Consider the following 24,472-nt stretch of genomic DNA (forward strand, 5'->3'; position numbering starts at 1 on the left):
GCCGTAAGCCGTAAGCCGTCACCGGCGTACGGAGGCGCACGGAAACGGCGGAGGGCGCCCCCGAAAGGGAGGGCGCCCTCCGCCGTTCACGTATGCGCGCGGGGTCGTGTCCCCGCCGTGCGGTGGACGGTCAGCGCGAGTCGGCCGAGGCGGACGTGGAGTCGCTCGGGGCGTCCGGCACGGCGTCGCCGGACGCGCCCTGGGCGGGCTTGCCGGTGGCGGAGCCGGTCGGCGACGCGGGGGTCTTCGACGGCGGCACGGGCAGGCTGCTCGGGCCGGAATCCTTGAAGTAGCTCTCCGCGGGCACGACGAGGGCGTCGATCGGGACCTCGCCGGTCGAGCTGAAGGTGAAGACGACGCGCTGCACGCCGCCCGCCTTGGCGGCCTCCGAGCCGCCCTCGATCACGGCGGCGGCGTTGTTCGCGCCGCCCAGCGTCACCTGGCCGCCGGCCGGGATCACGATCCGGCTCTCGCCCTTGGCGGGGTGCAGCTGCACCGGGGCGCCCCCGCCCTGGACGGCCACGGACTTCAGGGTCTGCGCCTTGGTGCCGTCGTTGAACAGCGTCGCGGCGATGACGGCCGGGCCCTCGGCGGTGAGCCGGGGCTGGGTGATGACGTTCACGTTCTGGACGCTGATGTCGCCGATGGTGGTGGCGGCATTGTCCGGCTTGACCTGCAGCGTCGCTGCGTCATTGCCCGCGCCGCACGCGGCGAGCGAGGCGATCGAGAACACGATGGCAGTGGCGGCGAGAGCGCCGTGTCGAAGGCTGCGGCTCACGGCGGCGGCAACTCCTTGAACGTTCGGGCGGCGGACGGGGGAGGACGGCCGCGTAAAGCCGTCCTAAGGGTGTGTCAGCGGCCTTAGGCTACCGAGCCGCCCCGCCGCCCCCGCACCCGACCCGCCCCAAAGACGGTCTCCCCGGTCTTCCGTTCGGATCACCGAGGGTCGCGCCGCACGGACGAAGAGGTACGGACGGGTGTCCTCCGGGCCGCTCCGAAACGGGCCGACACGCGTCGACACGTGCTGTTCACATATCGCCGGTGATCAATTCATGGAGCGTGGCGCATTCCGAGTGCATAAGCGATCATGCCGCGCCGACGGCCAATTCCATTGATCAACACCACTTACCTCGGCTTACGCTCGGATGGGTGATCGATCTCCGAACGGAGTAGGGAAAGTCCGGCATCCAGAATCCGGCAAAACGGGATGTTCGTCACCTTCGTCGGGTGGTACGGATGTGTGGGACGTGTGTGTTTCACCTTGCCCGCACAACCGCTCCGACCTGCGAATACCGCCCTCCGTAAGCCTTCCGCAGCACGTGCCCGTTGCTGTTGTCAAGCCCCGAGATATGCCCTGACCTGCGAAAACGCCATTCAGGAGAAGCCGTTCTCGTGTTACGATTGATAGCCACGGAAGGGGTACCTGTCACATGACGTTCAAGGTTGGCGACACCGTGGTCTATCCCCATCACGGGGCCGCGCTGATCGAGGCTATCGAAACTCGCCAGATCAAAGGCGTGGACAAGACCTACTTGGTGCTCAAGGTCGCCCAGGGCGACTTGACGGTTCGTGTGCCGGCGGACAATGCGGAGTTCGTGGGTGTGCGCGACGTAGTCGGGCAGGAGGGGCTGGACCGGGTCTTCGAGGTGCTGCGCGCGCCGTACGCCGAAGAGCCGACGAACTGGTCCCGGCGCTACAAGGCAAATCTCGAGAAGCTCGCCTCCGGCGATGTCATCAAGGTCGCCGAAGTGGTCCGCGACCTGTGGCGTCGTGAGCGCGAGCGCGGACTTTCCGCAGGTGAGAAGCGGATGCTCGCCAAGGCCCGCCAGATCCTGGTGAGCGAGCTCGCCCTCGCGGAGAACACCAACGAAGACAAGGCCGAGGCCCTGCTCGACGAGGTCCTCGCATCCTGAGCCGATCGGACCGAGCCCGATCGGGCTGAGTCGATCGGAATGAACCGGCCGTACTGAACCGGAACCGGTCGGGGTGCGTTGTTCGAAGCCGAGTCGGTCTCGTCGACGCGATTGACCGTGCCGGTGGCGATCGGCCGGTGTCCCCATCAATGTGCCGCAGTGCCCGCTGACAGCCGTATGCACGGTATGTCGCCGGGCACTGCGGCATGTCTATGACATGGCTATTTCCAGACTGCGAGTGTCTTGATTTCAATGCAGCCTGGCTGAAATGTATCTGGACTCACCGATGCGTTGGCTTCATCAGTGAGAGCCCCGATACCTTGCTCGCGATCTTGTGCGGTCGACCCCGAGCCGCCGGGGCGGCTGGTCCGAATCGGCCGGGCGTCACGGAAAGGGTCCGGCCGAGTCGGGACTGGGCGCCCGGCTCGTTTCTGGCCATACCCATGTCGGCCGTGGAAACAAACATGCCGAAGCTTCGGAGTGCAACCGATGTCTGATCAATCGCGTCCGTCCCGCACCGCCGCCGTGATTCCCGCGGCCGGCCGCGGGGTGCGGCTCGGTCCGGGCGCCCCCAAGGCGCTCCGCGCGCTGGGCGGTACGCCCATGCTCATCCACGCGGTCCGGGCCATGGCGGCCTCCCGCGCCGTCTCCCTGGTCGTCGTCGTGGCGCCGCCGGAGGGCGCCCCCGAGGTCAAGAACCTCCTCGACGAGCACGCCCTGCCCGAGCGCACCGACTACCTGGTCGTGCCCGGCGGCGCCACCCGGCAGGAGTCGGTGCGGCTCGGCATCGAGGCGTTGCCCGAGGACGTCTCCGTCGTCCTGGTCCACGACGCCGCCCGCCCGCTGGTGCCGGTCGACACGGTCGACGCGGTGGTCGAGGCGGTGCGGGGCGGGGCGCCCGCCGTCGTACCGGCGCTGCCGCTGGCCGACACCGTCAAGGAGGTCGAGCCGGGGGCGCCGGGGGAGCCGGAGCCGGTGCTCGGCACGCCGGTACGGGCCAGGCTGCGCGCGGTGCAGACCCCGCAGGGCTTCGACCGGGACACGCTCGTCCGCGCGCACGAGACCGTCGCGCTCAGCGGCGAGGGTGCGACGGACGACGCGGGCATGGTGGAGCGGACCGGGGCGCCCGTCGTGGTCGTCCCCGGGCACGAAGAGGCGTTCAAGGTGACCCGGCCGCTCGATCTGGTGCTGGCCGAGGCGGTACTCGCACGCAGGAGGGCGAACGATGGCTTCTGAGAGGTCGACGGATTCCGAGGAAACGGTTTCCCCCTTGGGGCGGACCGGGCCGATGATCCCGCTGGTGGGGATCGGCACCGACATCCACGCCTTCGAGGAGGGGCGCGAGCTGTGGTGCGCGGGGCTGCGCTGGGACGGCGAGGGGCCCGGGCTCGCCGGGCACTCGGACGCCGACGTCGTGGCCCATGCCGCGTGCAACGCGCTGTTCTCGGCCGCCGGGCTCGGTGACCTCGGGCAGCACTTCGGGACCGGCCGCCCCGAGTGGTCCGGCGCGGCCGGGGTGACCCTGCTCACCGAGGCCGCCCGGATCGTGCGGGCCGAGGGCTTCGAGATCGGCAACGTGGCCGTCCAGGTCGTCGGCGTACGGCCGAAGATCGGCAAGCGGCGCGAGGAGGCGCAGCGGGTGCTCTCGGCCGCCGTGGGCGCGCCCGTCTCGCTCTCCGCCGCCACCTCGGACGGGCTGGGCTTCACCGGTCGGGGCGAGGGGCTCGCGGGCATCGCGACCGCGTTGGTCTACCGCACCGCCTGACCGGTGGCGCGGCCCTGACCTGGCGGTACACCGGACCGCGCCTCTTGTTGCACATCGCTTGCACGTACGCTGGTACGGCAAGCGATGTGTCGTAGAGGCAGGAGAACGGTGAGCCGCCGATGAGCACCATGACCCAGGCGCCGGCGGCGCCCGAGGCGGACGGATACGTCCTGCGCACCGCCACCCCGGACGATCTCGGCGGGGCGCGGGCCGTGATGCTGGACACCGTCTACCGCGATCTGAAGTCCGGCTACGTGCCGCGCTGGCACGCCGACATCATCGACCCCGAGGCCGCCTATCTCCGGCCGGAGCGGTGCACCCTGCTGGTCGTCGAGTACGGCGGGGAGATCGTCGCCACCGGTGCGGTGCGCGACCGGGGTCCGCAGGCGCCGCCCAATCCGCAGTGGGTCGCGGACCGCTTCCCGTCCGGCACCACCGCGCAGCTCTGCCGGATCTACGTCGCCCCCGGCCACCGCAGGCACGGGCTGGCCCGGCGGCTGGTGCGCGAGCTGTGCGACTTCGCCGCGCGGGCGGGCGGGTACGAGGCGATCTACCTGCACACCGATCCGGCGGTGCCCGGCGCGGAGCCGTTCTGGCGTTCGCTGGCCGAGGAGGTCTGCGACGAGCGCGTGTTCCCGGGCGGCGGGCAGGGCATCGTCCACTTCGAACTGCCGATGCCGGTGGCGGCTCCGGTGTCCGCCGCCCCGGTCCGGTAACGCCGCCATCTTTTAAATGACAATCATTTTCATATAAGGTCGCTTTCATGTCCCTGCCCCGAAGCCGTCGCCCCGCGCTGCCCGCGGCGCTCCTCGCCGCCGCCCTCCTCGTCCCGCTGGCCACCGCCTGTTCGTCCTCGAACGGATCCGACGGTTCCGGCAGCTCGGGCGGCGGTGCGCAACGGCTCCGGGTCGTCATGGCCTTCCCGCCCGCCCAGGCCATGTCCCCCTACGGCGACGACGCGGTCACCCTCAGCCGGCTCGCCGTGATCGAGGGCCTCACCGCGCTGGACGCCAACGGCGCGCCCAAGCCCGCCCTCGCCACCTCCTGGAAGCGCGAGAGCGACCGCACCTGGACCTTCACCCTGCGCGAGGCCCGCTTCCAGGACGGCACGCAGCTGGACGCGGCCGCCGTCGCCCGCTCGCTGCGCGCCGCCGAGAAGGCGTCCCCCAAGCCGCGCGTCCTCAGCGACACCCGCCTCACCGTCGCCACCCCGGACACGAGGACCGTACGGATCACCACCGCGGCCCCCGACCCGCTGCTGCCCCAGCGACTGGCCAATCCCTCCCTCACGATCCTCTCCGGCGCCGCGTACACCGGCGGCAAGGTGGACCCCGCCGGGCACGCCACCGGCCCCTTCACCCTCACCAAGGTCAACGGCGCCGTCAGCGCCACCCTCGGCCGCAACGACGGCTACTGGGGCGGCAAGGCCAAGGCCCCCGGAGTCGACGTGAAGTTCGTCGCCGACGGCACCGCCCGCGCCAACGCCCTGCGCACCGGGGCCGCCGACGTCGCCGAGTACGTACCGCTCTCCCAGGCGCCCCTCCTCGGCGACGGGCTGGTCCACGAGTTCCCCTCCGCCCGCACCAACGGCCTCTCCCTCAACACCCGGCGCGGGGTCTTCGCCGACCCGGCGATGCGCGCCGCCGCCCGCGAGGCGATCGACTCCGCCGCCCTGGTCAAGGGCGTCTACGAGGGCCGCGCCGACACCGCCAAGGGCCTCCTCGGCCCCGGCGTGCCCTGGGCCGCCGCCGACCGGACCGCCCCCACCCACCGGGCGAAGGCCGCGAGCAAGGAGCAGGTCGCGAAGACGGGGGAGATCGTCCTCGCCACGTACACCAACCGGCCCGAGCTGCCCGAGGTCGCCACCGTCGTCCAGCAGCAGCTCACCGCCCGCGGCTTCACCGTCAAGCAGGTCGTCCGCGACTACGCCCAGCTGGAGGCCGACGCGCTGGGCGGGAAGTTCGACGCGTTCATCCAGGCCCGCAACACCCTCCTGGACACCGCCGACCCGGTCTCCTACCTCGCCTCCGACTTCACCTGCGACGGCAGCTTCAACATCTCCCAGCTCTGCGACAAGCGCGTCGACGCCGCCGTGGACAAGGCCGGAGCCCTCGCCGACACCGCCGCCCGCCACCGCGCCGAGATGGCCGCCGAGGCCGGTGTCCTCGGCACCGACGCCCTCGTCCCGCTGCTCCACGAACGCTTCGTCCAGGGCTACGACGAGAGCCGCGTCCACGGCGTCTCGCTCGACCCGATGGAACGGACCCTGATCACCGCCGACACCCGCGTCGGGTGACCGGGTGAAGCACCTGGCGGGGCGGCTGGGCACCCTCCTCGCGGTCGTCGCCGTCATCGGGCTGCTGCCCCGGCTGACCCGGACCGACCCGGCACTCACGATCCTGCACGCCCGGTACGCCGACCGGCCGCCCACCCCCGAGACCCTCGACGCGATCCGCGCCGAGACCGGACTCGACGGCGGCCCGCTCACCGTCCTCGGCCGCTGGCTGGCCGGGCTGCTCCACGGCGACCTCGGCACCTCCTGGGTCTCCGGGCAGCCGGTCGCCCCCGACGTCCGGTCCGCGCTCGGCGTCTCGCTCACCCTGATGGGCCTCTCGCTCGCCGTCGCCCTGGCACTGGCCGCCGCCCTCTGCGCGAGCACCCTGCGGCGCGGGGCGCGCCGGCGGATCGTCACCGCGCGGGCCGGGGCGCTCGCCGCCGTCCTCGCCGCGCTGCCGGAGTTCCTGCTCGCCGCCGTGCTGGCCGCCATCGTCGCCGTACGGCTCGGCTGGCTGCCCGCGCTCGGCTGGGGGAGCCCCGCCCAGGCGGTGCTGCCCGCGCTCGCCATGGGCGTACCGGCGGGCGCGCTGCTCGGCCGGCTGCTCGACGACGCGCTGCCCGCCGCCTTCGCCGAACCGTGGGCGCGGGCGGCCGCCGCGGGCGGACTGCCCGGCCGCCGCGTCGCCCGGCACGCCCTGCGCCGCACCCTGCCCGGACTGCTGCCCCAGCTCGGCCTGGTCGTCGTCGGACTCACCGGCGGCGCCGTCGCCGTCGAGACGCTGTACGCCGTGCCCGGCCTCGGCGGTACGGCGCTGGCCGCGGCCCTCGCCCAGGACCTGCCGGTCCTCCAGTCCTGCGTACTGGTCCTGCTGCTCCTCGGCGTCCTCGCCGGTGCCGTCACCCGGCTCGCCGCCCGCACCCTGCTCGGCCCCGCCCTGCGCGACGGGGCCCTCCCCGCGCTGGTCCCCCCGGTGCTGCCCGCCCGGCGGCTGCTCACCGCCGGGGCCGTGCTGCTCGCTGCGCTCCTCGTCGCGGTCACCGTCGCCGGGCTGCTGCGCGACCCGCTGCACGTCGACGCCGCCGCCCGGCTCGCCGCCCCGTCCGCCGCCCACCCCCTGGGCACCGACCAGCTCGGCCGCGACGTGCTGGCCCGCCTCGGCCACGGCGCCGCCCGCACCGTCCTCACCGCGCTCGCCGTCTCCGCCGCGACCCTGCTGGCCGGGCTGGCCCTCGGCGCGGTGCGGGCCGGCGCGCTCACCGAGAGCGCCAACGCCCTGCCCGCGATCCTCTCCGGCCTGGTCGTCGCGGGCATCGCGGGCCCCGGCCCGTGGGGCGCCGCCCTCGCCGTGGCGGCCGTCGCCTGGGCCCCGCTCGCCGCCCACACCACCGCCCTGTACACCCAGGAGAAGGCGGCCCCGCACATCGCGGCGGCCCGCGCGGCGGGCGCCGGCCCCTGGCACGTGGCCCGGCGCCACCTGCTGCCCGCCGTGCTGCCCCCGGTCCTGCGCCACGCCGTGCTGCGCGCACCGGCCATCGCCCTGGCGCTGGCCTCGCTCGGCTTCCTCGGCCTGGGCGCGCAGCCCCCGGCGCCGGAGTGGGGCCGGATGCTCGCGGAGAACCTCCCGTACGCCGAACGCGCCCCCTGGCCCGTACTGGCCCCGGCCGCCGCCCTGGCCGTCCTCGGCGCCCTGACCGTCCTCACCGCGACGGCGGTCCGCGGCCGCAAGGGCATCGCGACGGCGGCCCGCGGCCGGACGAAGGCGCCGTGACGGCCCCCGGGACGGAGGCGGTCGGGACCCCCGTACGGACCACCACCCCCTACCTCCGCCTCCTCACCACCACCCAGTTCGCCTTCAACATCGGCTTCTACGCCGTACTGCCCTACCTCGCCGGGCACCTCGGCACCGGTCTCGGCATGGCCGGCTGGCTCGTCGGCCTCGTCCTCGGCCTGCGCACCTTCAGCCAGCAGGGCCTCTTCGTCGTCGGCGGCGCCCTCACCGACCGGTACGGGCCCCGGCCCGTCGTCCTCGCCGGCTGCGCCCTGCGGATCGCCGGATTCGGCTGGCTGGCCGTCGCCGGATCGACCGCGACGGTCATCGCCGCGGTGGTCCTGATCGGCTTCGCCGCCGCGCTGTTCTCGCCCGCCGTCGAGTCCGAGACCGCCCGCGAGGCCGTCCGCCACGAACGGGCCACCGGCACCCCGCGCGCCCAGGTCCTCGCCGTCTTCTCCGCCGCCGGACAGGCCGGGGCCTTCGTCGGACCGCTGCTCGGCTCCCTGCTCCTGCTCCTCGACGACGGCTTCCGGGCCACCTGCCTCACGGGCGCGCTGGTCTTCGTCGCGGTCCTCGCCGGACACGCCCGGCTGATGCCCCGCCGCGCCCCCGTCACCCGTACGGCCCACCCCCGGCACTCCGTGCGCGAGGTGTTCGGCAACCGCCCCTTCCTGGTGCTCTGCCTCGCGTACAGCGGCTACCTGATCGCGTACAACCAGCTCTACCTCGCGCTGCCCGCCGAGGTGGAGGAGGCCACCGGGTCGCAGTCCGCGCTCGGCTGGCTGTTCGCGCTCTCCTCGCTGCTGGTCGTCTGCGTCCAACTGCCGCTCACCCGCTTCGCCGCCCGCCGGATCGCCCCGCGCACCGCGCTCGTCACGGGGCTGCTCGTCGTGGCCGCCGGGTTCGCCGCCGTTCCGCTCGCTCCCGCCGGGCCCGGCGGGCTGCTGCCCGGGGCCGTCCTCGTCGTCCTGCTCACCCTCGGCCAGATGGTGCTGGTCCCGGCCGCGCGCGGGCTCGTACCGGACCTGGTCGACGACCGGCGGCTCGGGCTGGCCACCGGGGCGCTCTCGTCCGTCTCCGGGATCGCCGTGCTCCTCGGCAGCGCCGCCACCGGGGCGCTGCTCCAGGCGCCCGGCCCCCTCCGCTGGGCGGTCCTCGCCGCCGTACCGCTGACCGGCGCCGTGCTGGCGTCCACCCTTCCGGTGAACGGCCGGGAAAAGGGGAATCGGAGCGGCTGAGCGGAGGTTGCGTCACCAGAAGGAAGCACCGATCGTCTCGGGAGGACGTACGCCATGACCGCCGCACTCTCCGCAGGACTCAAGGAACTCCTCGACAGCCCCGTCTTCGTCACCGTCGCCACCATCCAGCCCGACGGCAGCCCCCAGCTCTCCCCGGTCTGGGTCAAACGGGACGGCGACGACCTGCTGATCTCGACCTCGGTGGGCCGCCGCAAGGAGCAGAACCTGCGCCGGGACCCGCGGGTCTCCGTGGTCGTGCAGCCGTTCGCCGCCCCCTACACCTACGCCGAGATCCGCGGCACCGCCGAGCTGACCACCGAGGGCGCCGAGGACCTCATGAACGAGCTGTCGCTGAAGTACACCGGCAAGAAGTTCGCGGAGTTCAACCCCTCGGCCGCGAACGACGACGCGGAGCGGGTGATCGTCCGGATCACGCCGAGGAAGGTCGTCGGCCGGGTCTGAACCGCCGCCGCGCCACGAAGTCCGCCCCGCGATGTGCCAAGAGGTCGCGGGGCACTGGTGCGCGCCCACTACCCTGGAGGCGTGACTCTTCGCCTGTACGACACCAGCGCCCGGCAGATCCGTGACTTCGTCCCGCTCACCGCGGGCTGTGTCTCGATCTACCTCTGTGGCGCGACCGTCCAGGCCGCTCCGCACATCGGGCACATCCGGTCCGGGCTGAACTTCGACATCATGCGCCGCTGGTTCGAATACCGCGGCTACGACGTCACGTTCATCCGGAACGTCACCGACATCGACGACAAGATCATCGCGAAGTCGGCCGAGCAGGGCCGCCCGTGGTGGGCCATCGGCTACGAGAACGAGCGGGCGTTCAACGCCGGCTACGACGCGCTCGGCTGCCTCCCGCCCACCTACGAACCGCGTGCGACCGGCCACGTGCCCGAGATGATCGAGATGATGCGGGGCCTGATCGAGCGCGGTCACGCCTACGAGGCGGACGGCAACGTCTACTTCGACGTGCGCTCCTTCCCCGGCTACCTGGAGCTCTCCAACCAGGATCTCGACGACCTGCGCCAGCCCTCCGGCGACGAGACCGGCAAGCGCGACCAGCGCGACTTCGCCATGTGGAAGGCGGCCAAGCCGGGCGAGCCCAGCTGGGAGACCCCGTGGGGCCGCGGCCGCCCCGGCTGGCACCTGGAGTGCTCCGCCATGGCGCACAAGTACCTCGGCACCGCCTTCGACATCCACGGCGGCGGCATCGACCTGATCTTCCCGCACCACGAGAACGAGATCGCCCAGGCCAAGGCGTACGGCGACGAGTTCGCCAAGTACTGGGTGCACAACGGCTGGGTCACCATGTCCGGCGAGAAGATGTCGAAGTCGCTGGGCAACTCGGTCCTGGTCAGCGAGATGGTCAAGGCGTGGCGCCCGATCGTGCTCCGCTACTACCTCGGCACCCCGCACTACCGGTCGATGATCGAGTACAGCGAGGAGGCCCTGCGCGAGGCCGAGTCCGCGTTCGCGCGGATCGAGGGCTTCGTCCAGCGCGTCACCGAGAAGGCGGGCGAGCAGGTCGCCCCCGCCACCGAGGTGCCGCCCGCCTTCGCCGAGGCGATGGACGACGACCTGGGCGTCCCGCAGGCGCTCGCGATCGTCCACACCACGGTCCGGCAGGGCAACTCCGCGCTGGCCGCCGACGACAAGGAGAGCGCGGTCGCCCGGCTCGCGGAGGTCCGGGCGATGCTCGGCGTCCTCGGCCTCGACCCGCTCGACGACCACTGGGCCGGCGGCGACGACCGCGGCGACGACCTGCACGGGATCGTCGACACGCTCGTCCGCCTGGTCCTGGACCAGCGGCAGGCGGCCCGGGAGCGCAAGGACTGGCCCGCGGCCGACGCCATCCGCGACCAGCTGGGCCAGTCCGGGCTCGTCATCGAGGACAGCCCGTCCGGACCACGCTGGACCCTCGGCCCACGCTCGTAGGCCCCGAGTGTGCCGTCCGGCCTCCCGGGCGGCACACTTCATTTACGTACGCACGTCCGACACGCGCGCGTCCGACACGCACGTCCGACGCGCATCTCTGAGCAGCAAACGAAACAGGTAGGTCATGGCCGGGAACAGCCAGCGCAGGAACCGCCGCACGTCCAACAAGAAGGGCGCGCAGGTCGGCAGCGGTGGCCAGCGACGCCGTGGCCTGGAGGGCAAGGGCCCCACGCCGCCCGCCTCCGCCCGCAAGGGGCACAAGAAGAACCGCATCGCCAACGCCCAGGCCAAGCAGGCCGCGACCCGCCGCCCCGCCCCGCGCCGCGGCGGCGTCAAGGGCTCCTCCGAGATGGTCGTCGGCCGCAACCCGGTCTACGAGGCCCTGCGCGACGGCGTCCCGGCCACCACCCTGTACGTCCAGCAGTACATCGACAACGACGAGCGGGTCCGCGAGGCCCTCCAGCTCGCCGGCGACCGCGGCAACATCAACCTGATGGAGGCCCCGCGCGCCGAGCTGGACCGGATGACCAAGGGCCTGAACCACCAGGGCCTCGTCCTCCAGGTCCCGCCGTACGAGTACGCGCACCCCGAGGACCTCACCGCCGCCGCGTACGACGAGGGCGACGACCCCTTGATCGTCGCCCTCGACGGGGTCACCGACCCGCGCAACCTCGGCGCGATCGTCCGCTCCGTCTCCGCCTTCGGCGGCCACGGCGTGGTCGTCCCCGAGCGGCGCGCGGCCGGGATGACGGCCGGCGCCTGGAAGTCCTCGGCCGGCACGGCGGCCCGTACGCCGGTCGCCCGGGTGACCAACCTGACCCGCGCCCTGGAGGGCTACCAGAAGGCCGGCCTCACCGTCGTCGGCCTCGCCGCCGACGGCGAGCACACGGTGGAGGACCTGGAGGCCCTGGACGGCCCGGTCGTCATCGTCATCGGCAGTGAGGGCAAGGGCCTGGGCCGCCTGGTCGGCGAGACCTGCGACTACCGGGTCCGCATCTCGATGCCGGGCGGCGCCGAGTCGCTGAACGCCGGTGTCGCGGCCGGGATCGTGCTGTACGAGGTCGCCCGCCGCCGGGGCTGAGACCCGGCGGTACGGGGGCGGCCCGGCAGGTCCGCCCCCGTACCCGACCCCATTGACGGGCCTCGGACACATCGGGGCCGTCAAGGCAGTGTCCTAACCACACATCACTCGGTTAGATGAGTGTGGACACCAGAACGCCTCGGTTCGACGACCAACCCGCCCTGAGTATGGCCAAGGTGGACTGCGATCCTGCGCAGGTCATCGTCAACCACGCCAGCTTCCGGGTGCGGCTCGCCCCCGGCCAGCGCCCGCGGCTGCGCGGTCTGGCCCCGGCCGGCGCCCCCAGGATTCCCGCCATGAGCGGTGCAGGAGCGGCCCGCGGCCGACGCGCGCCCGTCGTGTGGAGCGGCAGGTCCGAGCCCGGCGACGCCGGGGCCAGCGGACTCCTCCAGGCCGTGCGGAACACCGCCGTGGGCCGCCCCACCGGGTACGACCCGTACGCGACGCCCGCCGAAGGCGACGGCGGGCCCGCCACGGCCGGCACCCGCCTCATCGACCTCCTCGAAGAGACCCAGCCCACCCCCGTCGTCACCGCCCCGCACCAGCCGGGCGGCTACGGCGGCGGGCCGCTGCTGCCGCCGATGCGCCGCGCGGTCGGCGCCTACGACACCGACGACGGCCCGTTCCCGCCCGGCAGCTACGACGCCTACGGCGACGACTTCCCCGACGACGGGGCGGACGGCGCGGAGGAGACGGCCGAGGCCCGCGACGGGCGCGAGAGCGCCGACTCGGTGCGCAACGCGTACTTCCCCGGCCGCCGGATGAACCTCGGCGTCGTCCTGCTCCCGCTGCGGGTCTTCCTCGGCTTCATCTCGATCTACGCGGGCATGGGCAAGCTCTGCGACCCCGTCTTCTTCGACGGCGGCGAGCGTGGCTCCATGGTCAAGTGGCTGACCGCGCTGCACCCCTGGGCGCAGGCCGAGCCGCTGCGCGACTTCGCGCTCGCGCACCCCGTCGGCGCCGGGCTCAGCGTCGCCTTCCTCCAGGTCGTCGTCGGCGTCCTCACCGTTCTCGGCCTCTGGCAGCGGGTCGCCGCGGCGGTCGGCGCGCTGCTGTCGGCCGCCCTGCTGCTCACGGTGAGCTGGCGCGCCGTCGCCGCCTACGACGCGCCGGACATCATCTACCTCGCCGCGTGGAGCCCGCTGATCATCGCGGGGGCGCCGGTCTACTCGATCGACGGGCGGCTCGCCGGTGAGGCATGGCGCAGGCTCGGCCCGCGCTCGGCCATCTGGGACCTGCGCCGCCGGGTGCTCCGCCGGGGCGCGCTCTGCGCCGCGCTGGTCGTGGGCCTGACGCTGCTGGTGGGCTCGGTGCTCGGGGGCGCGGTCCGCTCCTCCGGGGTGGTCACGGTGCCCGGCCCCAACGGCGACCCGACCAACCAGCTCCCCGGCGTCCCGCTGCCGGAGGAGTCCCGTACGGGCGGAACGTCGCAGAGCCCGGAGCAGCGCAGCCCCGCCCCGTCCCGCAGCGGCGCCGCCGTGGCGCCCACCGCACCGCCCACCCCGACCGCGGGCGCCACGCAGGGGACGGCGGGCCAGGTGGCCGGTGCCGGCCGGCCCAGCGAGACCCAGGGCACCGGGCAGCAGGCCCCGCAGCAGACGACCCCGCAGCAGCCCCCGTCCGCCAGCAGCTCCGGCCCGACGTCCGCCGGCTCCACCGGCACGGGCGGCGGCTCCACGGGCGGCTCCGACAACGGCGGCGGTACGGACGACGGCGCCTCGTCCGGCGCCGGGCAGAACCCGATCGGCGGCCTGCTCGGCTGAGCGACGGCGGTTCCGGCGCCGGAGGTTCCCGCCACGGAAGTTCCCGCGCCGGAGGTTCCTGACGGGGGTTCCTGCCACGGAGGTTCCTGACGGAGGTTCCTGCCACGGAGGTTCCTGCGACAGAGGGGCGGTCACCGGTTTCCGTACCGGTGACCGCCCCTCCGTCCGCTGCGGGCGTCCGTCGCGCGGGCCCGTCCTGCTTCCTGCTACCGCTCGTCGAGCTCCTTGGCGGCCTCGGTGAGGTCCTTCGCGGTGTCGATGGCCCGCCAGTACGCCCCGTGCGGCAGCGGGTAGCCGGCCAGTCGGCGTTCCCGGGCCAGCCGGGGGAAGGTGGTCCGCTCGTGGTCGCCCCGGTCGGGCAGCAGCCCCGTGAAGGCGGGGGAGAAGACGTACACCCCGGCATTGATCAGATACGGGGACGGCGGCGACTCGATGAAGTCGGTGATGTGCCCGAACGCGTCCGTCTCGACGGCACCCCAGGGGATGCGGGGACGGGCCAGGGCCAGGGTGGCGGTCGCATCGCGTTCGGCGTGGAACGCGGCCATCTCGCGCAGGGAGAAGCGCGTCCAGATGTCACCGTTGGTGGCGTACCAGGGCTGCTCGGGGTCGGGGAGCCGGGCGGCCGCGTACTTCAGGCCGCCGCCGCGCCCCAGCGGCTCGGACTCCACGACGGTCGTCACGCGCAGCGGCAGCACCGCCGAGTCCAGCCACTCCTGCAGTACCTCGGCCAGATGCCCGCACGACACCACGACGTCGGTCACGCCCTCGGCGGCCAGCCAGGAAAGCTGATGGCCGATGATCGGCGTCCCGGTGCCCGGGATCTCGACCATCGGCTTGGGGCGGTCATCGGTGTACGGGCGCAGCCGTGATCCCTGGCCACCCGCCAGAACCACGGCCTGCGTCGGATACGTATGCATGCCAGGCACCCTATGCGGTGCCCGGCACGCGGTGCCCGGCGCGGGCGGTTCAGCTGAACCGGGCGACGCCCGAGGCGAAGGACGTGTCGCAGACGGGGCGGGAGAAGCGGTGGGCGCGGGTCGGGCCGTACTTCTCGACGGCCGCGCGGCCCAGCGCCCGGGCGATCGACATGCAGTGCCGGGCGAGGGAGGGGCGGCCCTCGACGGAGCGCTGGAGGTCGGTGAGGGCGACGCCCGGGTCCTTCTCCCGGAGCTCCACGAGCAGCCGGTCGCGCAGGGCGTCCTGCGGGGTGCGCGTGGCGGGGCGCGCGGAGATGTCGTGCGTCGCCGCGGCGAGGACCTGCGGCTCGGAGTTGTGGGCTGCCCACGGCACGCTGGTGACAGCGAGAGTCCCGGAGAGGACCATCACGACGGGCAGTACGAAGGCAAGGGATCGGCCGATGCGGCGCGCAGTGTGGGTCACGCAGCGAGCGTAGCGGCCGGTAATGCCGTGACAACATTCCGTCACTCTTGCGAGGGATGGTTCGAGGGGACTTTTCGAATTGCGCATTGACGAACGGCCCCGAAACACCCGATATGCCGGGTGCTTCAGGGCCGTTCACGGCTGTTCAGGGCCGTTGAGCGCGTGATGCGCGGGCGTCAGTCGGTGAGACGGGCACCCGTGGAGGTCGAGAAGACGTGCAGCTCGTCCGGGCGCGGCACGACGTGCAGCTTGGTGCCCTTCTCCGGGACGGCGCGGCCGCCGACGCGGACGACCAGGTCCTTGTCCTCGCCGCCGACCTGGGCGGAGCCGTAGACGAAGCCGTCGGCGCCGAGCTCCTCGACGACGTTGACCGAGACGGCGAGGCCGGCCGGGGCGTCCGAGCTGTCCTTCGACAGGGCCTTCGCGGCGGCGCCGCCGTGCTCGACGATGTCGAAGTGCTCGGGGCGGATGCCGACCGTGACGGTCGTGTCGCCCTTGTCGGCGGCGGCGGAGAGCGCCTCGCGGGAGACCGGGACGACGCTGTTGCCGAACTTCACGCCACCGTCGGTGATCGGGACCTCGATCAGGTTCATCGCCGGGGAGCCGATGAAGCCGGCCACGAAGAGGTTGGCGGGCTTGTCGTACATGTTGCGCGGCGAGTCGACCTGCTGGAGCAGACCGTCCTTGAGGACCGCGACCCGGTCGCCCATGGTGAGGGCCTCGACCTGGTCGTGGGTGACGTACACGGTCGTGATGCCCAGGCGGCGCTGGAGTGAGGCGATCTGCGTACGGGTGGAGACGCGGAGCTTGGCGTCGAGGTTCGACAGCGGCTCGTCCATGAGGAAGACCTGCGGCTCACGCACGATGGCACGGCCCATCGCCACACGCTGGCGCTGACCACCGGAGAGCGCCTTCGGCTTGCGGTCGAGGTACTCGGTGAGGTCCAGCATCTTGGCGGCCTCTTCGACCTTCGCCCGGATCTCGGTCTTGTTGACACCGGCGATCTTGAGCGCGAAGCCCATGTTGTCCGCGACGGTCATGTGCGGGTACAGCGCGTAGTTCTGGAACACCATGGCGATGTCCCGGTCCTTCGGCGGCAGGTGCGTGACGTCGCGGTCACCGATGCGGATCGCGCCGCCGTTGACGTCCTCGAGACCCGCGAGCATGCGCAGGGAGGTCGACTTGCCGCAACCGGAAGGACCGACGAGGACGAGGAACTCGCCGTCCGCGATGTCGATCTCCAGCTGGTCCACGGCCGGCTTCGTGGAGCCGGGGTAGATGCGGGACGCCTTGTCGAACGTAACGCTGGCCATGCTGATCTTCTCCTCCACCGGCAGGAACGTGCCGGACGATCCGAGTGACGGGAGTGGTCTGGTCCACTTGAGTGAACCTTCAGCGACGCTACCTGGACATGTGGAATCTGTCAGTAGTTCGAGGTCCGCGAAATTTCCGGACCGCGAGGGGTGTGACGTTGGTTAGACTGCTCCGGCACGCCTCCTTAGCTCAGCTGGCCAGAGCAACGCACTTGTAATGCGTAGGTCGTCGGTTCGAATCCGACAGGGGGCTCTGCGAAGACCCAGGACAGGAACCTTCTGATCTGGGTCTTTCTGTTTTCCGTGGCGGGACCTCCACGGGCGTACCCGCTTCGAACCGCGTCGGCGGGGCGAGCGCGGATGGTCACCCCCGGTCCGGTTGCTCCCGGATTGTCCACCCCTGCGAGTGCTTCGCGCGGCCGGCCCCGCGGGGGATCCCGTTCTCGGCGTCGTGCCCATGACGTTGCGCACCCGTGCTCGCGATCTCGAACTCCGTAGACGACCTGCGCAGTGGGCGGCGTCCGTTTCCTCCACGGGGACCAACTCCACCGGCGTATTCCGGGGTGCTCGTCGAATGGACCCCGGGAAGGCTCAGCCCAGGGGGAACCTTCTGGCGAAACGAGAGGTAATGAACGCAATTTCACGTACTCACGGTCGGCGCAGACACCTGTGCGCCACCGCAGTGCTGGTCACCGTTGCCGGGGCCCTCAGTGCCTGCGGTACCACCGGAGCACGAAGCGAAGCGCCCCTCCCCGCGACCGCTGCCGAAGGCGTCGCGGCCACCGTGAAGAACACACCCTGTGGAGTTCCTCCCGTCAAGCTCGAGCCGAAGGCGCAGGAGTTCCTGAACGACCTGGCCGCCAAGGGCGGCCCCCCGATCAACACACTCACGCCGCAGGCGGCCCGCAAGGTCCTCGACGACCTTCAGGCCGGACCCGTGCCCGCACCAGCCGCCGAGATCAGCGAACGGACTGTGCCCGGAGGCCCGACCGGACCTGTGTCCATCAGGATCGTCCGGCCCGCCGGGGTCACCGGCCCGCTCCCGGGGATCGTGTTCATCCACGGCGGCGGCTGGGTCCTCGGCAACGCGAAGACCCACGACAGGCTGGTCCGCGAGATAGCGAACGGCGCCCGCGCCACGGTGGTCTTCGTCAACTACACCCCCTCGCCCGAGGCGAAGTACCCGGTCCCCATCGAGCAGGCGTACACCGCTGCCAGCTGGGTCGCCAAGAACGGCCGCGAGATCAACGTCGATTCCTCCCGGCTCGCCATCGCCGGTGACTCGGTCGGCGGCGACATGACCGCCGCGGTCACCATGCTGGCCAAGCAGCGAGGCGGGCCGCGCTTCGTCCAGCAGACGCTGCTGTACCCCGTGACCGACGCCGAGTTCGGCACTGCTTCCTACAAGCGCTTCGCTGAGTCCTGCTGGCTCACTCGCCCCGGCATGGAGTGGTTCTGGGACTCCTACGCGCCGGACAAGCGCACGCGCACTCAGCCGACCGCTTCCCCGCTGCGTGCCAGCACGGAGCAACTGCGTGGTCTGCCACCGGCGTTGGTCATCACCGACTCCGACGTGCTGCTCGACGCGGCCAAGGCCTACGTCGCCAAACTCCGGGCCGCCGGTGTCCCGGTCACCAGCACTCACTACCCCGAAGTCCCTCATGACTTCATGATGCTCAACGGCCTCCGGGAAACGCGTTCGTACAAGAACGCGATCGCGGAGACTGTCGGCGCGCTGCACGACGCCCTGCACCCGCTCCCGCAGGGAGTGGAACGCGGTAAGTAGCGGGGGCAGGACGGTTGGAGGCCCGCGAGGCCGGGAGCCCTTCGCTTCTCGGGCGACCACGGCGGCGGCGCTCTCCCTTCCGGCGACCGGGTACGGAAGCCTGGGCGAGTCCCCCTGGAGCAGTTGTGGTCCAGTCCCACTGCTGAGCGTTGTCCTCCGCGGTCTTCGCGCCGTGGGGAAACGGTCGGCGCGTGGCCTCGAACCAGGCCGGGTGAGGATCGCCACGGACCGCCACCGGTACTTCGACAGGTTCCCCCGATGAACAGAAGCCCGGTTCGTCGACGTGCACTCCGTTCGCTGTCGCCGGCACTGCGCGGGCGACAGCGAACGGATCGCATCCGGCCGCTGCCGGGCTCCGACACCAGCGCACCTGCCGTGCTGCGGATCTCGCGACGGCTCCTCCGCCTCACCGGCCGCCGCCGCTCGGGGGCCGGTGAGGTCGGATACGTCCGCGACGAACCGGATGTCGACCCACCCTGACCATCGAGTCAGTCACTCCCGCCACGTGGGGAACCGCACTGACGTACACGCCCCTATGTGCACTAATGGTAAAAATTTTGTTGTAGTACCTGCTTGTCTGGGTTCTCCGTATTTCGCTCGAAGGGGAATCCATGCGTATGCCGAGCAGCGTGTCGGCTGCACCGGGGTGGCGTCGGGGCCGGGTCCGAAGCGTGGGCCGTGCGCTCGCAGGTGCGGTCGCGCTCGTGTCCTTGCTGGGAGCGGCTCCGATGACGGTCCCTCCGCCGACGCCCGACAGCTCCGTGGTCACGGTGAGGACGGGAGGTGACCGGGTCACGGACTCGACGGTCGGGCCGTTGGCCGGGGTGCGGCTCGCCCTGTACTCCTCGCAGGACACCACGACGCCCCTCGACGCGGACTGGGCGCGGTGCACCTCGGACGGTGACGGGGACTGCAGCTTCGTCGTGCCGGACACCGGCCCGGGCGGAGCCAATGAGGGTGCCCGCTACTACGTCGGTCAGCCCGAGGACGGCGTGCCCCCCGGGTGGTACACCAACACCGCTCTGCGGACCGGTGCCGGGAGCGGGTCGGGGTCGGTACGGTCCCCGTACCGGTTCCTGACACCGGCGCTGGAGAGCGGGCGGACGTACTCCTCGACCCGCGACTTCATGTTCAGCACCGACTACGCGGCCAGCCCGTACGTCGCTTCCGGCGGCATCTGGCAGCAGTCCCGGAACAACCCCGACCTGCCGGAGAGCTGCGGCCTGAACGTCGCGCTGGTCCTGGACCTCTCGGCGTCCGTGGGAAGTTCGCTGCCCGCGCTGAAGGCGGCGGCGAACGGATTCGTCGACGCGCTGGCCGGCACCCCCTCCCGGGCCGCGCTGTTCTCCTTCGACCGGGGCTCCCCCAGCACCGGAACCAGCAACCACCCCGAGCTGATGCCACTGTCGACGCAGACCGGCGCGGACGCCTTCAAGGCCCTCTACGCGGACTGGACCCTGGGCTCCGGCACCAACTGGGACCAGGGGCTCTACGCGGTCGCCAAGGCCGAACCGCACTACGACGCGGTCGTCGTCCTCACCGACGGGAACCCGACGTACTGGAACAACCCCCGCATGGGCGACGGTTCGCACACCCACTTCGCCGATGTCGAGGGCGGGATCTTCTCGGCCAACGCGGTCAAGGCGAAGGGTTCGCGCGTCATCGCCGTGGGCGTCGGCCGGGGCGTCGAAGGGGTGTCCGGCCTGAACCTCCGAGCCATCTCCGGTACGGAGGCGTTCGACGGCACCAACACGCGTACCGCCGACTACTACCAGACCGCCGACTTCGCGGGGGCCGGAGCGGCCCTGACCGATCTCGCGCTCAGCAACTGCGCCGGGACGCTCTCCGTGGTCAAGCAGATCGTGCCCGCGGACAACACCGGCGAGGACGTCACCGGGGCCACTCCCGCGGGCGAGGGCTGGACGTTCAGCGCGACGACCACCACCCCCGGCATCGGCGGGCTGCCCGACACACAGGAGACCTCCGCGGACAACACCGGTGCCGTCGCGTTCGAACCCACCTATCCGGCCGGTACCGAATCCGCCGACATCACCGTGGCCGAGGCCCAGCAACCGGGCTACGACCTGGTGACGCAGGGCGGGCTCAACGCCGTCTGCACCGATCTCGACACCGACACCCCGGTGCCGGTCACCAACTCCGGAACGGCGCAGAACCCGGCGTTCGGCGTGGACGTCCCCCGCCTCTCCGCCGTCAGCTGCACCGTGTACAACCGGCCGCGGGAGGAAGCGGAAGCCGAGATCACCGTCGAGAAGGAATGGCGCATCGACGGAAAGACCTACCCGCACGCCAACCGGCCGCCCGGCTTCGACGCCGGCCTCACCCTGACCGGACCCGGCTCCGCGGCCGCCACGCCCCAGGAGTGGGGAGTACCGCGCGGCGGCTACCTCCTCGGTGACGCCGCCACGATCGCCGAGACCACGACCGTCCCCGACACCTGCACCCTCGACAGCCGCAGGATCACCTCGGCCAACGGTGATCCCGCCGACGAGGTGCTCCCCTACGAGGCACGGCTGACCCGGGCGGAGAACACCTTCACCGTACGCAACACCGTGACCTGCGAACACAAGGACGACACCTGGCTGACCCTGGTCAAGCATGTCGCCAACAAGCACGGCGCGACGGCGGAGCCCGGAGACTGGACCCTGACCGCGGACGGCCCGAAGAACCTCTCCGGAACGAGCGGCAGCGCCGACGTCACCCACGTCCCGGTACCGCCCGGAACGTACTCCCTCGGCGAGTCGAACGGCCCCGCGGGATACCAGGCGGCCGGCTGGACCTGCACGGACACCGAAGGGCAGGACGTCGACGCTGCCGACGGGAAGGTGACACTCACCGCCGGTGACGACGTCACCTGCACCCTCACCAACACCTCACACGGCAGCTCACCCTCACCCCACCCGACACACACCTGGCCCGGCCCCGGCCACACGAAGCCCCCGGGCGGCGACCACGGCGGAGGCCACGGCGGCGGCCACGGTGGCGGCCACGGTGGAGGCGGCGAACTCAGCCACACCGGCGCCGCGAACAGCGGCCCGCTCGCCCTGACCGCACTCGCCTGCGCGACCGCGGGCTCCGTTCTGCTGATCGGCCCCGCACGCCGACGCCGACGCCGACACACCTGACCCGCACCACGCCCCACCACCCGTCCCGCCCTCACCGTCCCCCGTCGGGCGGGCCCGCCCCGGGCCCGCCCGGCCTCCATGACGTCACATTCCGTGACATTTTGAGTGGTGACCGACGCGTGACCGGGTGATCCTCGGAAGGACAGCGATGTTCCCTGCCGCAGGGAAAGGACGGACCCGCAATGCCGATCTGTGCGACGCGAGACGGAACCGAGATCTTCTACAAGGACTGGGGTCGTGGCCGACCCGTGGTCTTCATCCACGGCTGGCCGCTCAACGGTGACGCGTGGCAGGACCAACTGAAGGCCGTCGCCGACGCAGGCTACCGAGGTATCGCGCACGACCGCCGCGGTCACGGCCGTTCGACGCCGGTGTACGGAGGCTACGACTTCGACACCTTCGCCGACGACCTGAACGACCTGCTCAGCAGCCTCGACCTGCAGGACGTGACACTCGTGGCGCATTCGATGGGCGGCGGCGAACTCGCCCGCTACATCGGCCGCCACGGCACCGCCAGGATCCGCTCCGCCGTCCTGCTCTCCGCCGTCCCGCCGTTGATGCTGAAGGGCCCCGACAACCCGGAGGGTGTCCCGCAGGAAGTCTTCGACGACATCAAGGCCGGCATCCTCAAGGAGCGCTCGCAGTTCTGGAAGGACACGGCGGTCGGCTTCTTCGGTGCCAACCGCGAGGGCAACAAGGTCACCCAGGGCAACAAGGACGCCTTCTGGTACATGGCCATGGCGCAGACCATCGAAGGCGGGGTCGATTGCGTGGACGCCTTCGCCGCCACCGACTTCCACGAGGACCTCAAGAAGTTCGACGTCCCCACCCTGATCGTGCACGGCGACGACGACCAGGTGGTGCCGATCGACGCCACCGGCCGTAAGTCCGCCGAGCTCATCGCGGACGCGGAACTGAAGGTCTACGAGGGCGGCTCGCACGGCATCGCCCTGGTGCCGGGTGACAAGGAACGCTTCAACAAGGACCTGCTGGAGTTCCTCAACCGGTGACCTCCGTCCCCGCTGCCGGCCACGGCCGCGGTGCGGACCGTTCGAAGTCGGGTGGGTGGTGGCCCCGGGGCCACCACCCACCCGCCCATTCCCGCACGGGCGCGGTTGTCCGTGCCGTACGCGTGCCGTATGCGGGCGCCATCCCGCCGAACCGCCTGGCGGCCGATTTCGGTCACTACGTGGAGGCGCGGGTCGCGACGCGTGCGCGAACGGGGCGCTGCGGGGAGATCATCCGCCGGTCCTTTCCAGCAGGGTGAGGACCGTCTCCGCGGCGGCGAGGTCCTGGGGGCCGATGCCGATGAGCTTGGCGACCGTGATGTCGTCCGGTGTACGTCGCCCGGGGGCTCGGCCGGCCAGGACCTCGCCGATCTCGCCGTCCACGCGGTCCCGCGTGATCTCTCCACGGGCGAGGGCCGCGTGGATGTCCCCGTGGCGGAGAGCGAGGTCCCTGCTGTCGACGATGACCCGGGTGGCGCGGTTCAGACAGGCTCCGTCGAGTTCACGCTTGGTCGGGTCGTCGGCGCCGAGGGCGGTGATGTGCTGACCGGGCCGGAGCCAGGAGCCGAACAGGACGGGGGTGGGGCTGGCGGTCGCGGTGACGACGATGTCGGAGTGGCGCACGGCCCGCTCCGGATCGGCGGTCGCGGTGACGTCGACGTGGGGCAGATCCTGGCCGAGGCGGTCGGCGAGGGCGAGCGCCCGGCGGTGGTCGCGGCCCCAGACACGGAGCCGGCGGACCGGGCGTACGAGGGTGAGGGCGCGGGCCTGGAGTTCGGCCTGCCTGCCGGTGCCGAGGACGATCGCGCGGGTTGCGTCCGGGCGGGACAGCGCGCGGGCGCAGACGGCTCCGGCGGCGGCCGTGCGGAGGTCGGAGAGGTGGTGCTCGTCCTCCAGCACGGCCCTGACGGCGCCGGTCGACGCGTCGAAGAGCGCGACGAACCCGCCGCCTTCGGTCATGCCGCGCGCCCGGTTGCCCGGGAACCAGTTGGCGACCTTGACAAGGAAGTGACGGCCCCCGGGCAGGTAGGTGGCCTTGACGTGGGAGTCCCCGCCTTCTGCCACGGGCAGCACCATGACGGGCGCCCGGGCGTCTTCGACGGTGCTGAACGCGGTGAAGGCGTCGGCGACGGGCTCCACGAGGTCGGCGAGATCCACGACCGCGCGGATCCGGTCGGGCGTGTAGTGGGGGAAACCGGGCATGAGAGGGGTCCTCACTCGGGCAGAGTGTCCAGCGTTCCGCGGGCCACCAGGCTCACAGCGCCGCCGACCCGGACGTTGCGCAGCGCGTCGGGACGGCCTTGGGGCAGGACGGAGAGTCGGCTCGGGCGGCCGGTGAAGCGCCCCTGCCGCAGGACGAACTCCTTCTCGGTGGGGACGACGCGGTGCCGCGCCAGGTACGCGCCGACACAGCCGGCCGCGCTGCCGGTCGCCACGTCTTCCAGAACGCCGTCGTTGTTCCAGTGGCGGCCTTCCAGCGCCTGGACGTCGAGGACGTAGGCGAACTGCGCGCCGTACCGCCCGACCACCTCGGCGAAGTCGCCAGGGACGATCCTCGCCTCCGGCAGCCCCGACACGACCGGCACGACGAGGTAGCGCAGGCCGGTGGAGACGACCTCCAGGGGAAGATCGGCCAGTGCCCGGACGGGCAGGTTCAGAGCCGCCGCGATCCCCGCCCTGTCCTGCGTCGGTACGGTCGCGAGGAACTCCGGTGCTCCCTGGTCGAGGTCCGCGTGGTAGCCGTCGGCGGTGCGCCGGGTGGACACCTCGACGGTCCTGCCGGAGAGGTGGAACGTCCAGCGCCGGGGACCGGGGGCGCCGTCTCGTTCGTGCAGGACCGCGGCCGCGCCCAGGACCGGGTGTCCGGCGAAGTCGAGTTCCTCGAAGAGATCGAAGACCCGTGCGGTGACGCGATGACTTCCTTCCGTGCCGCTCAGGAAGATCGCCTCGAAGTGGCGGAGCTCCTGCGTGATCGTGAGCATCTGCCCGGTGGACAGGCTTGAGCTGTCGGGAAAGACGGCGAGGGAGTTGCCGGTGTAGGCCTTGTCGGCGAACACGTCGACATGGCGGTAGTGCAGGGGCATGAGGCT

At 72.0% G+C, this 24,472-nt stretch carries 20 protein-coding genes and 1 tRNA gene; 15 read left to right on the forward strand and 6 right to left on the reverse strand.

The features are described 5' to 3' along the window. Positions 1 to 130: 130 nt before the first annotated feature. A complete protein-coding gene (locus ACF08W_RS04575) occupies positions 131 to 778 on the reverse strand; it encodes a DUF461 domain-containing protein (RefSeq protein WP_385215583.1) in 648 nt (215 codons plus the stop codon). A gap of 652 nt (positions 779 to 1,430) precedes the next feature. Here ACF08W_RS04575 and ACF08W_RS04580 point away from each other — a divergent pair. The 11 genes from ACF08W_RS04580 (at position 1,431) to ACF08W_RS04630 (ending at position 13,753) form a co-directional block, all read left to right on the forward strand. Then, the gene (locus tag ACF08W_RS04580; RefSeq protein WP_006380568.1) at positions 1,431 to 1,913 is read left to right on the forward strand and encodes a CarD family transcriptional regulator; all 483 of its coding nucleotides are present in this window, start codon (positions 1,431 to 1,433) and stop codon (positions 1,911 to 1,913) included. A 489-nt stretch (positions 1,914 to 2,402) separates the two neighbouring features. Continuing rightward, entirely contained in the window at positions 2,403 to 3,149 is a 747-nt protein-coding gene (gene ispD / locus ACF08W_RS04585) for a 2-C-methyl-D-erythritol 4-phosphate cytidylyltransferase (protein WP_352279027.1), read from the forward strand. After that, the gene (gene ispF, locus ACF08W_RS04590; protein WP_385215590.1) at positions 3,139 to 3,678 is read left to right on the forward strand and encodes a 2-C-methyl-D-erythritol 2,4-cyclodiphosphate synthase; all 540 of its coding nucleotides are present in this window, start codon (positions 3,139 to 3,141) and stop codon (positions 3,676 to 3,678) included. The genes ispD and ispF overlap by 11 nt, the downstream gene beginning before the upstream one ends. Positions 3,679 to 3,797: 119 nt before the next feature. Further along, positions 3,798 to 4,394 carry a GNAT family N-acetyltransferase gene (locus ACF08W_RS04595; RefSeq protein WP_392278404.1) on the forward strand — a complete coding sequence of 199 codons (597 nt, stop codon included), beginning with the start codon at positions 3,798 to 3,800 and terminating at the stop codon, positions 4,392 to 4,394. A gap of 47 nt (positions 4,395 to 4,441) precedes the next feature. Then, on the forward strand, positions 4,442 to 5,974 hold the full coding sequence (locus ACF08W_RS04600; protein WP_392278405.1) for an ABC transporter substrate-binding protein: 1,533 nt from the start codon (positions 4,442 to 4,444) through the stop codon (positions 5,972 to 5,974). Positions 5,975 to 5,978: 4 nt separating this feature from the next. After that, positions 5,979 to 7,724 (forward strand): ABC transporter permease subunit, encoded by a 1,746-nt coding sequence (locus tag ACF08W_RS04605; protein WP_392278406.1) that lies wholly within the window; start codon positions 5,979 to 5,981, stop codon positions 7,722 to 7,724. Continuing rightward, on the forward strand, positions 7,721 to 8,965 hold the full coding sequence (locus ACF08W_RS04610; RefSeq protein ID WP_392278407.1) for an MDR family MFS transporter: 1,245 nt from the start codon (positions 7,721 to 7,723) through the stop codon (positions 8,963 to 8,965). Before ACF08W_RS04605 ends, ACF08W_RS04610 begins: the two co-directional genes overlap by 4 nt. Positions 8,966 to 9,019: 54 nt before the next feature. Continuing rightward, on the forward strand, positions 9,020 to 9,427 hold the full coding sequence (locus ACF08W_RS04615) for a PPOX class F420-dependent oxidoreductase (protein ID WP_392278408.1): 408 nt from the start codon (positions 9,020 to 9,022) through the stop codon (positions 9,425 to 9,427). An 81-nt stretch (positions 9,428 to 9,508) separates the two neighbouring features. After that, a complete protein-coding gene (cysS, locus tag ACF08W_RS04620) occupies positions 9,509 to 10,909 on the forward strand; it encodes a cysteine--tRNA ligase (RefSeq protein ID WP_385215606.1) in 1,401 nt (466 codons plus the stop codon). Positions 10,910 to 11,033: 124 nt separating this feature from the next. Continuing rightward, a complete protein-coding gene (gene rlmB, locus ACF08W_RS04625; RefSeq protein WP_352279038.1) occupies positions 11,034 to 11,990 on the forward strand; it encodes a 23S rRNA (guanosine(2251)-2'-O)-methyltransferase RlmB in 957 nt (318 codons plus the stop codon). Positions 11,991 to 12,157: 167 nt separating this feature from the next. Next, the gene (locus ACF08W_RS04630) at positions 12,158 to 13,753 is read left to right on the forward strand and encodes a DoxX family membrane protein (protein WP_392278637.1); all 1,596 of its coding nucleotides are present in this window, start codon (positions 12,158 to 12,160) and stop codon (positions 13,751 to 13,753) included. Between the two features lie 206 nt (positions 13,754 to 13,959). On the opposite strand, the gene ACF08W_RS04635 is transcribed toward ACF08W_RS04630, so the two are convergent. The 3 genes from ACF08W_RS04635 to ACF08W_RS04645 form a co-directional block, all read right to left on the reverse strand. After that, entirely contained in the window at positions 13,960 to 14,670 is a 711-nt protein-coding gene (locus ACF08W_RS04635) for a nucleotidyltransferase family protein (protein WP_352279040.1), read from the reverse strand. Positions 14,671 to 14,719: 49 nt separating this feature from the next. Further along, positions 14,720 to 15,133, reverse strand: coding sequence for a hypothetical protein (locus tag ACF08W_RS04640; RefSeq protein ID WP_352279042.1), 414 nt, complete (start codon positions 15,131 to 15,133; stop codon positions 14,720 to 14,722). Positions 15,134 to 15,309: 176 nt separating this feature from the next. Next, positions 15,310 to 16,446, reverse strand: a complete 1,137-nt coding sequence (locus ACF08W_RS04645; RefSeq protein WP_352279043.1) for a sn-glycerol-3-phosphate ABC transporter ATP-binding protein UgpC — start codon at positions 16,444 to 16,446, stop codon at positions 15,310 to 15,312. A gap of 179 nt (positions 16,447 to 16,625) precedes the next feature. Between ACF08W_RS04645 and ACF08W_RS04650 the strand changes: the two genes are divergently transcribed. The 4 genes from ACF08W_RS04650 (at position 16,626) to ACF08W_RS04665 (ending at position 22,385) form a co-directional block, all read left to right on the forward strand. After that, positions 16,626 to 16,699: transfer RNA gene (locus ACF08W_RS04650), tRNA-Thr, on the forward strand. Between the two features lie 531 nt (positions 16,700 to 17,230). Next, positions 17,231 to 18,232: an alpha/beta hydrolase gene (locus ACF08W_RS04655; RefSeq protein WP_392278409.1), complete on the forward strand. Its 1,002-nt coding sequence runs from the start codon at positions 17,231 to 17,233 to the stop codon at positions 18,230 to 18,232. 728 nt (positions 18,233 to 18,960) lie between these two features. Then, entirely contained in the window at positions 18,961 to 21,375 is a 2,415-nt protein-coding gene (locus ACF08W_RS04660; protein ID WP_392278410.1) for a hypothetical protein, read from the forward strand. Between the two features lie 182 nt (positions 21,376 to 21,557). Further along, entirely contained in the window at positions 21,558 to 22,385 is an 828-nt protein-coding gene (locus tag ACF08W_RS04665) for an alpha/beta fold hydrolase (RefSeq protein ID WP_385215623.1), read from the forward strand. A 228-nt stretch (positions 22,386 to 22,613) separates the two neighbouring features. On the opposite strand, the gene ACF08W_RS04670 is transcribed toward ACF08W_RS04665, so the two are convergent. Continuing rightward, positions 22,614 to 23,585, reverse strand: coding sequence for an ornithine cyclodeaminase family protein (locus ACF08W_RS04670; RefSeq protein WP_385215626.1), 972 nt, complete (start codon positions 23,583 to 23,585; stop codon positions 22,614 to 22,616). 11 nt (positions 23,586 to 23,596) lie between these two features. Continuing rightward, entirely contained in the window at positions 23,597 to 24,466 is an 870-nt protein-coding gene (locus tag ACF08W_RS04675) for a PhzF family phenazine biosynthesis protein (protein ID WP_392278411.1), read from the reverse strand. Between the last annotated feature and the right edge of the window lie 6 nt (positions 24,467 to 24,472).

The sequence above is a fragment of the Streptomyces sp. NPDC015144 genome (genome assembly GCF_043079735.1).
Lineage (GTDB): Bacteria > Actinomycetota > Actinomycetes > Streptomycetales > Streptomycetaceae > Streptomyces.

Coding starts and splice junctions, on each gene's coding strand:
- ACF08W_RS04670 (WP_385215626.1), bottom strand. CDS start 23,585: ATGCCCGGTTTCCCCCACTACACGCCCGACCGGATCCGCGCGGTCGTG.
- ACF08W_RS04630 (WP_392278637.1), top strand. CDS start 12,158: ATGGCCAAGGTGGACTGCGATCCTGCGCAGGTCATCGTCAACCACGCC.
- ACF08W_RS04635 (WP_352279040.1), bottom strand. CDS start 14,670: ATGCATACGTATCCGACGCAGGCCGTGGTTCTGGCGGGTGGCCAGGGA.
- ACF08W_RS04675 (WP_392278411.1), bottom strand. CDS start 24,466: ATGCCCCTGCACTACCGCCATGTCGACGTGTTCGCCGACAAGGCCTAC.
- ACF08W_RS04580 (WP_006380568.1), top strand. CDS start 1,431: ATGACGTTCAAGGTTGGCGACACCGTGGTCTATCCCCATCACGGGGCC.
- ispD (WP_352279027.1), top strand. CDS start 2,403: ATGTCTGATCAATCGCGTCCGTCCCGCACCGCCGCCGTGATTCCCGCG.
- ACF08W_RS04600 (WP_392278405.1), top strand. CDS start 4,442: ATGTCCCTGCCCCGAAGCCGTCGCCCCGCGCTGCCCGCGGCGCTCCTC.
- rlmB (WP_352279038.1), top strand. CDS start 11,034: ATGGCCGGGAACAGCCAGCGCAGGAACCGCCGCACGTCCAACAAGAAG.
- ispF (WP_385215590.1), top strand. CDS start 3,139: ATGGCTTCTGAGAGGTCGACGGATTCCGAGGAAACGGTTTCCCCCTTG.
- ACF08W_RS04665 (WP_385215623.1), top strand. CDS start 21,558: ATGCCGATCTGTGCGACGCGAGACGGAACCGAGATCTTCTACAAGGAC.
- ACF08W_RS04645 (WP_352279043.1), bottom strand. CDS start 16,446: ATGGCCAGCGTTACGTTCGACAAGGCGTCCCGCATCTACCCCGGCTCC.
- ACF08W_RS04595 (WP_392278404.1), top strand. CDS start 3,798: ATGAGCACCATGACCCAGGCGCCGGCGGCGCCCGAGGCGGACGGATAC.
- ACF08W_RS04615 (WP_392278408.1), top strand. CDS start 9,020: ATGACCGCCGCACTCTCCGCAGGACTCAAGGAACTCCTCGACAGCCCC.
- ACF08W_RS04660 (WP_392278410.1), top strand. CDS start 18,961: ATGACGGTCCCTCCGCCGACGCCCGACAGCTCCGTGGTCACGGTGAGG.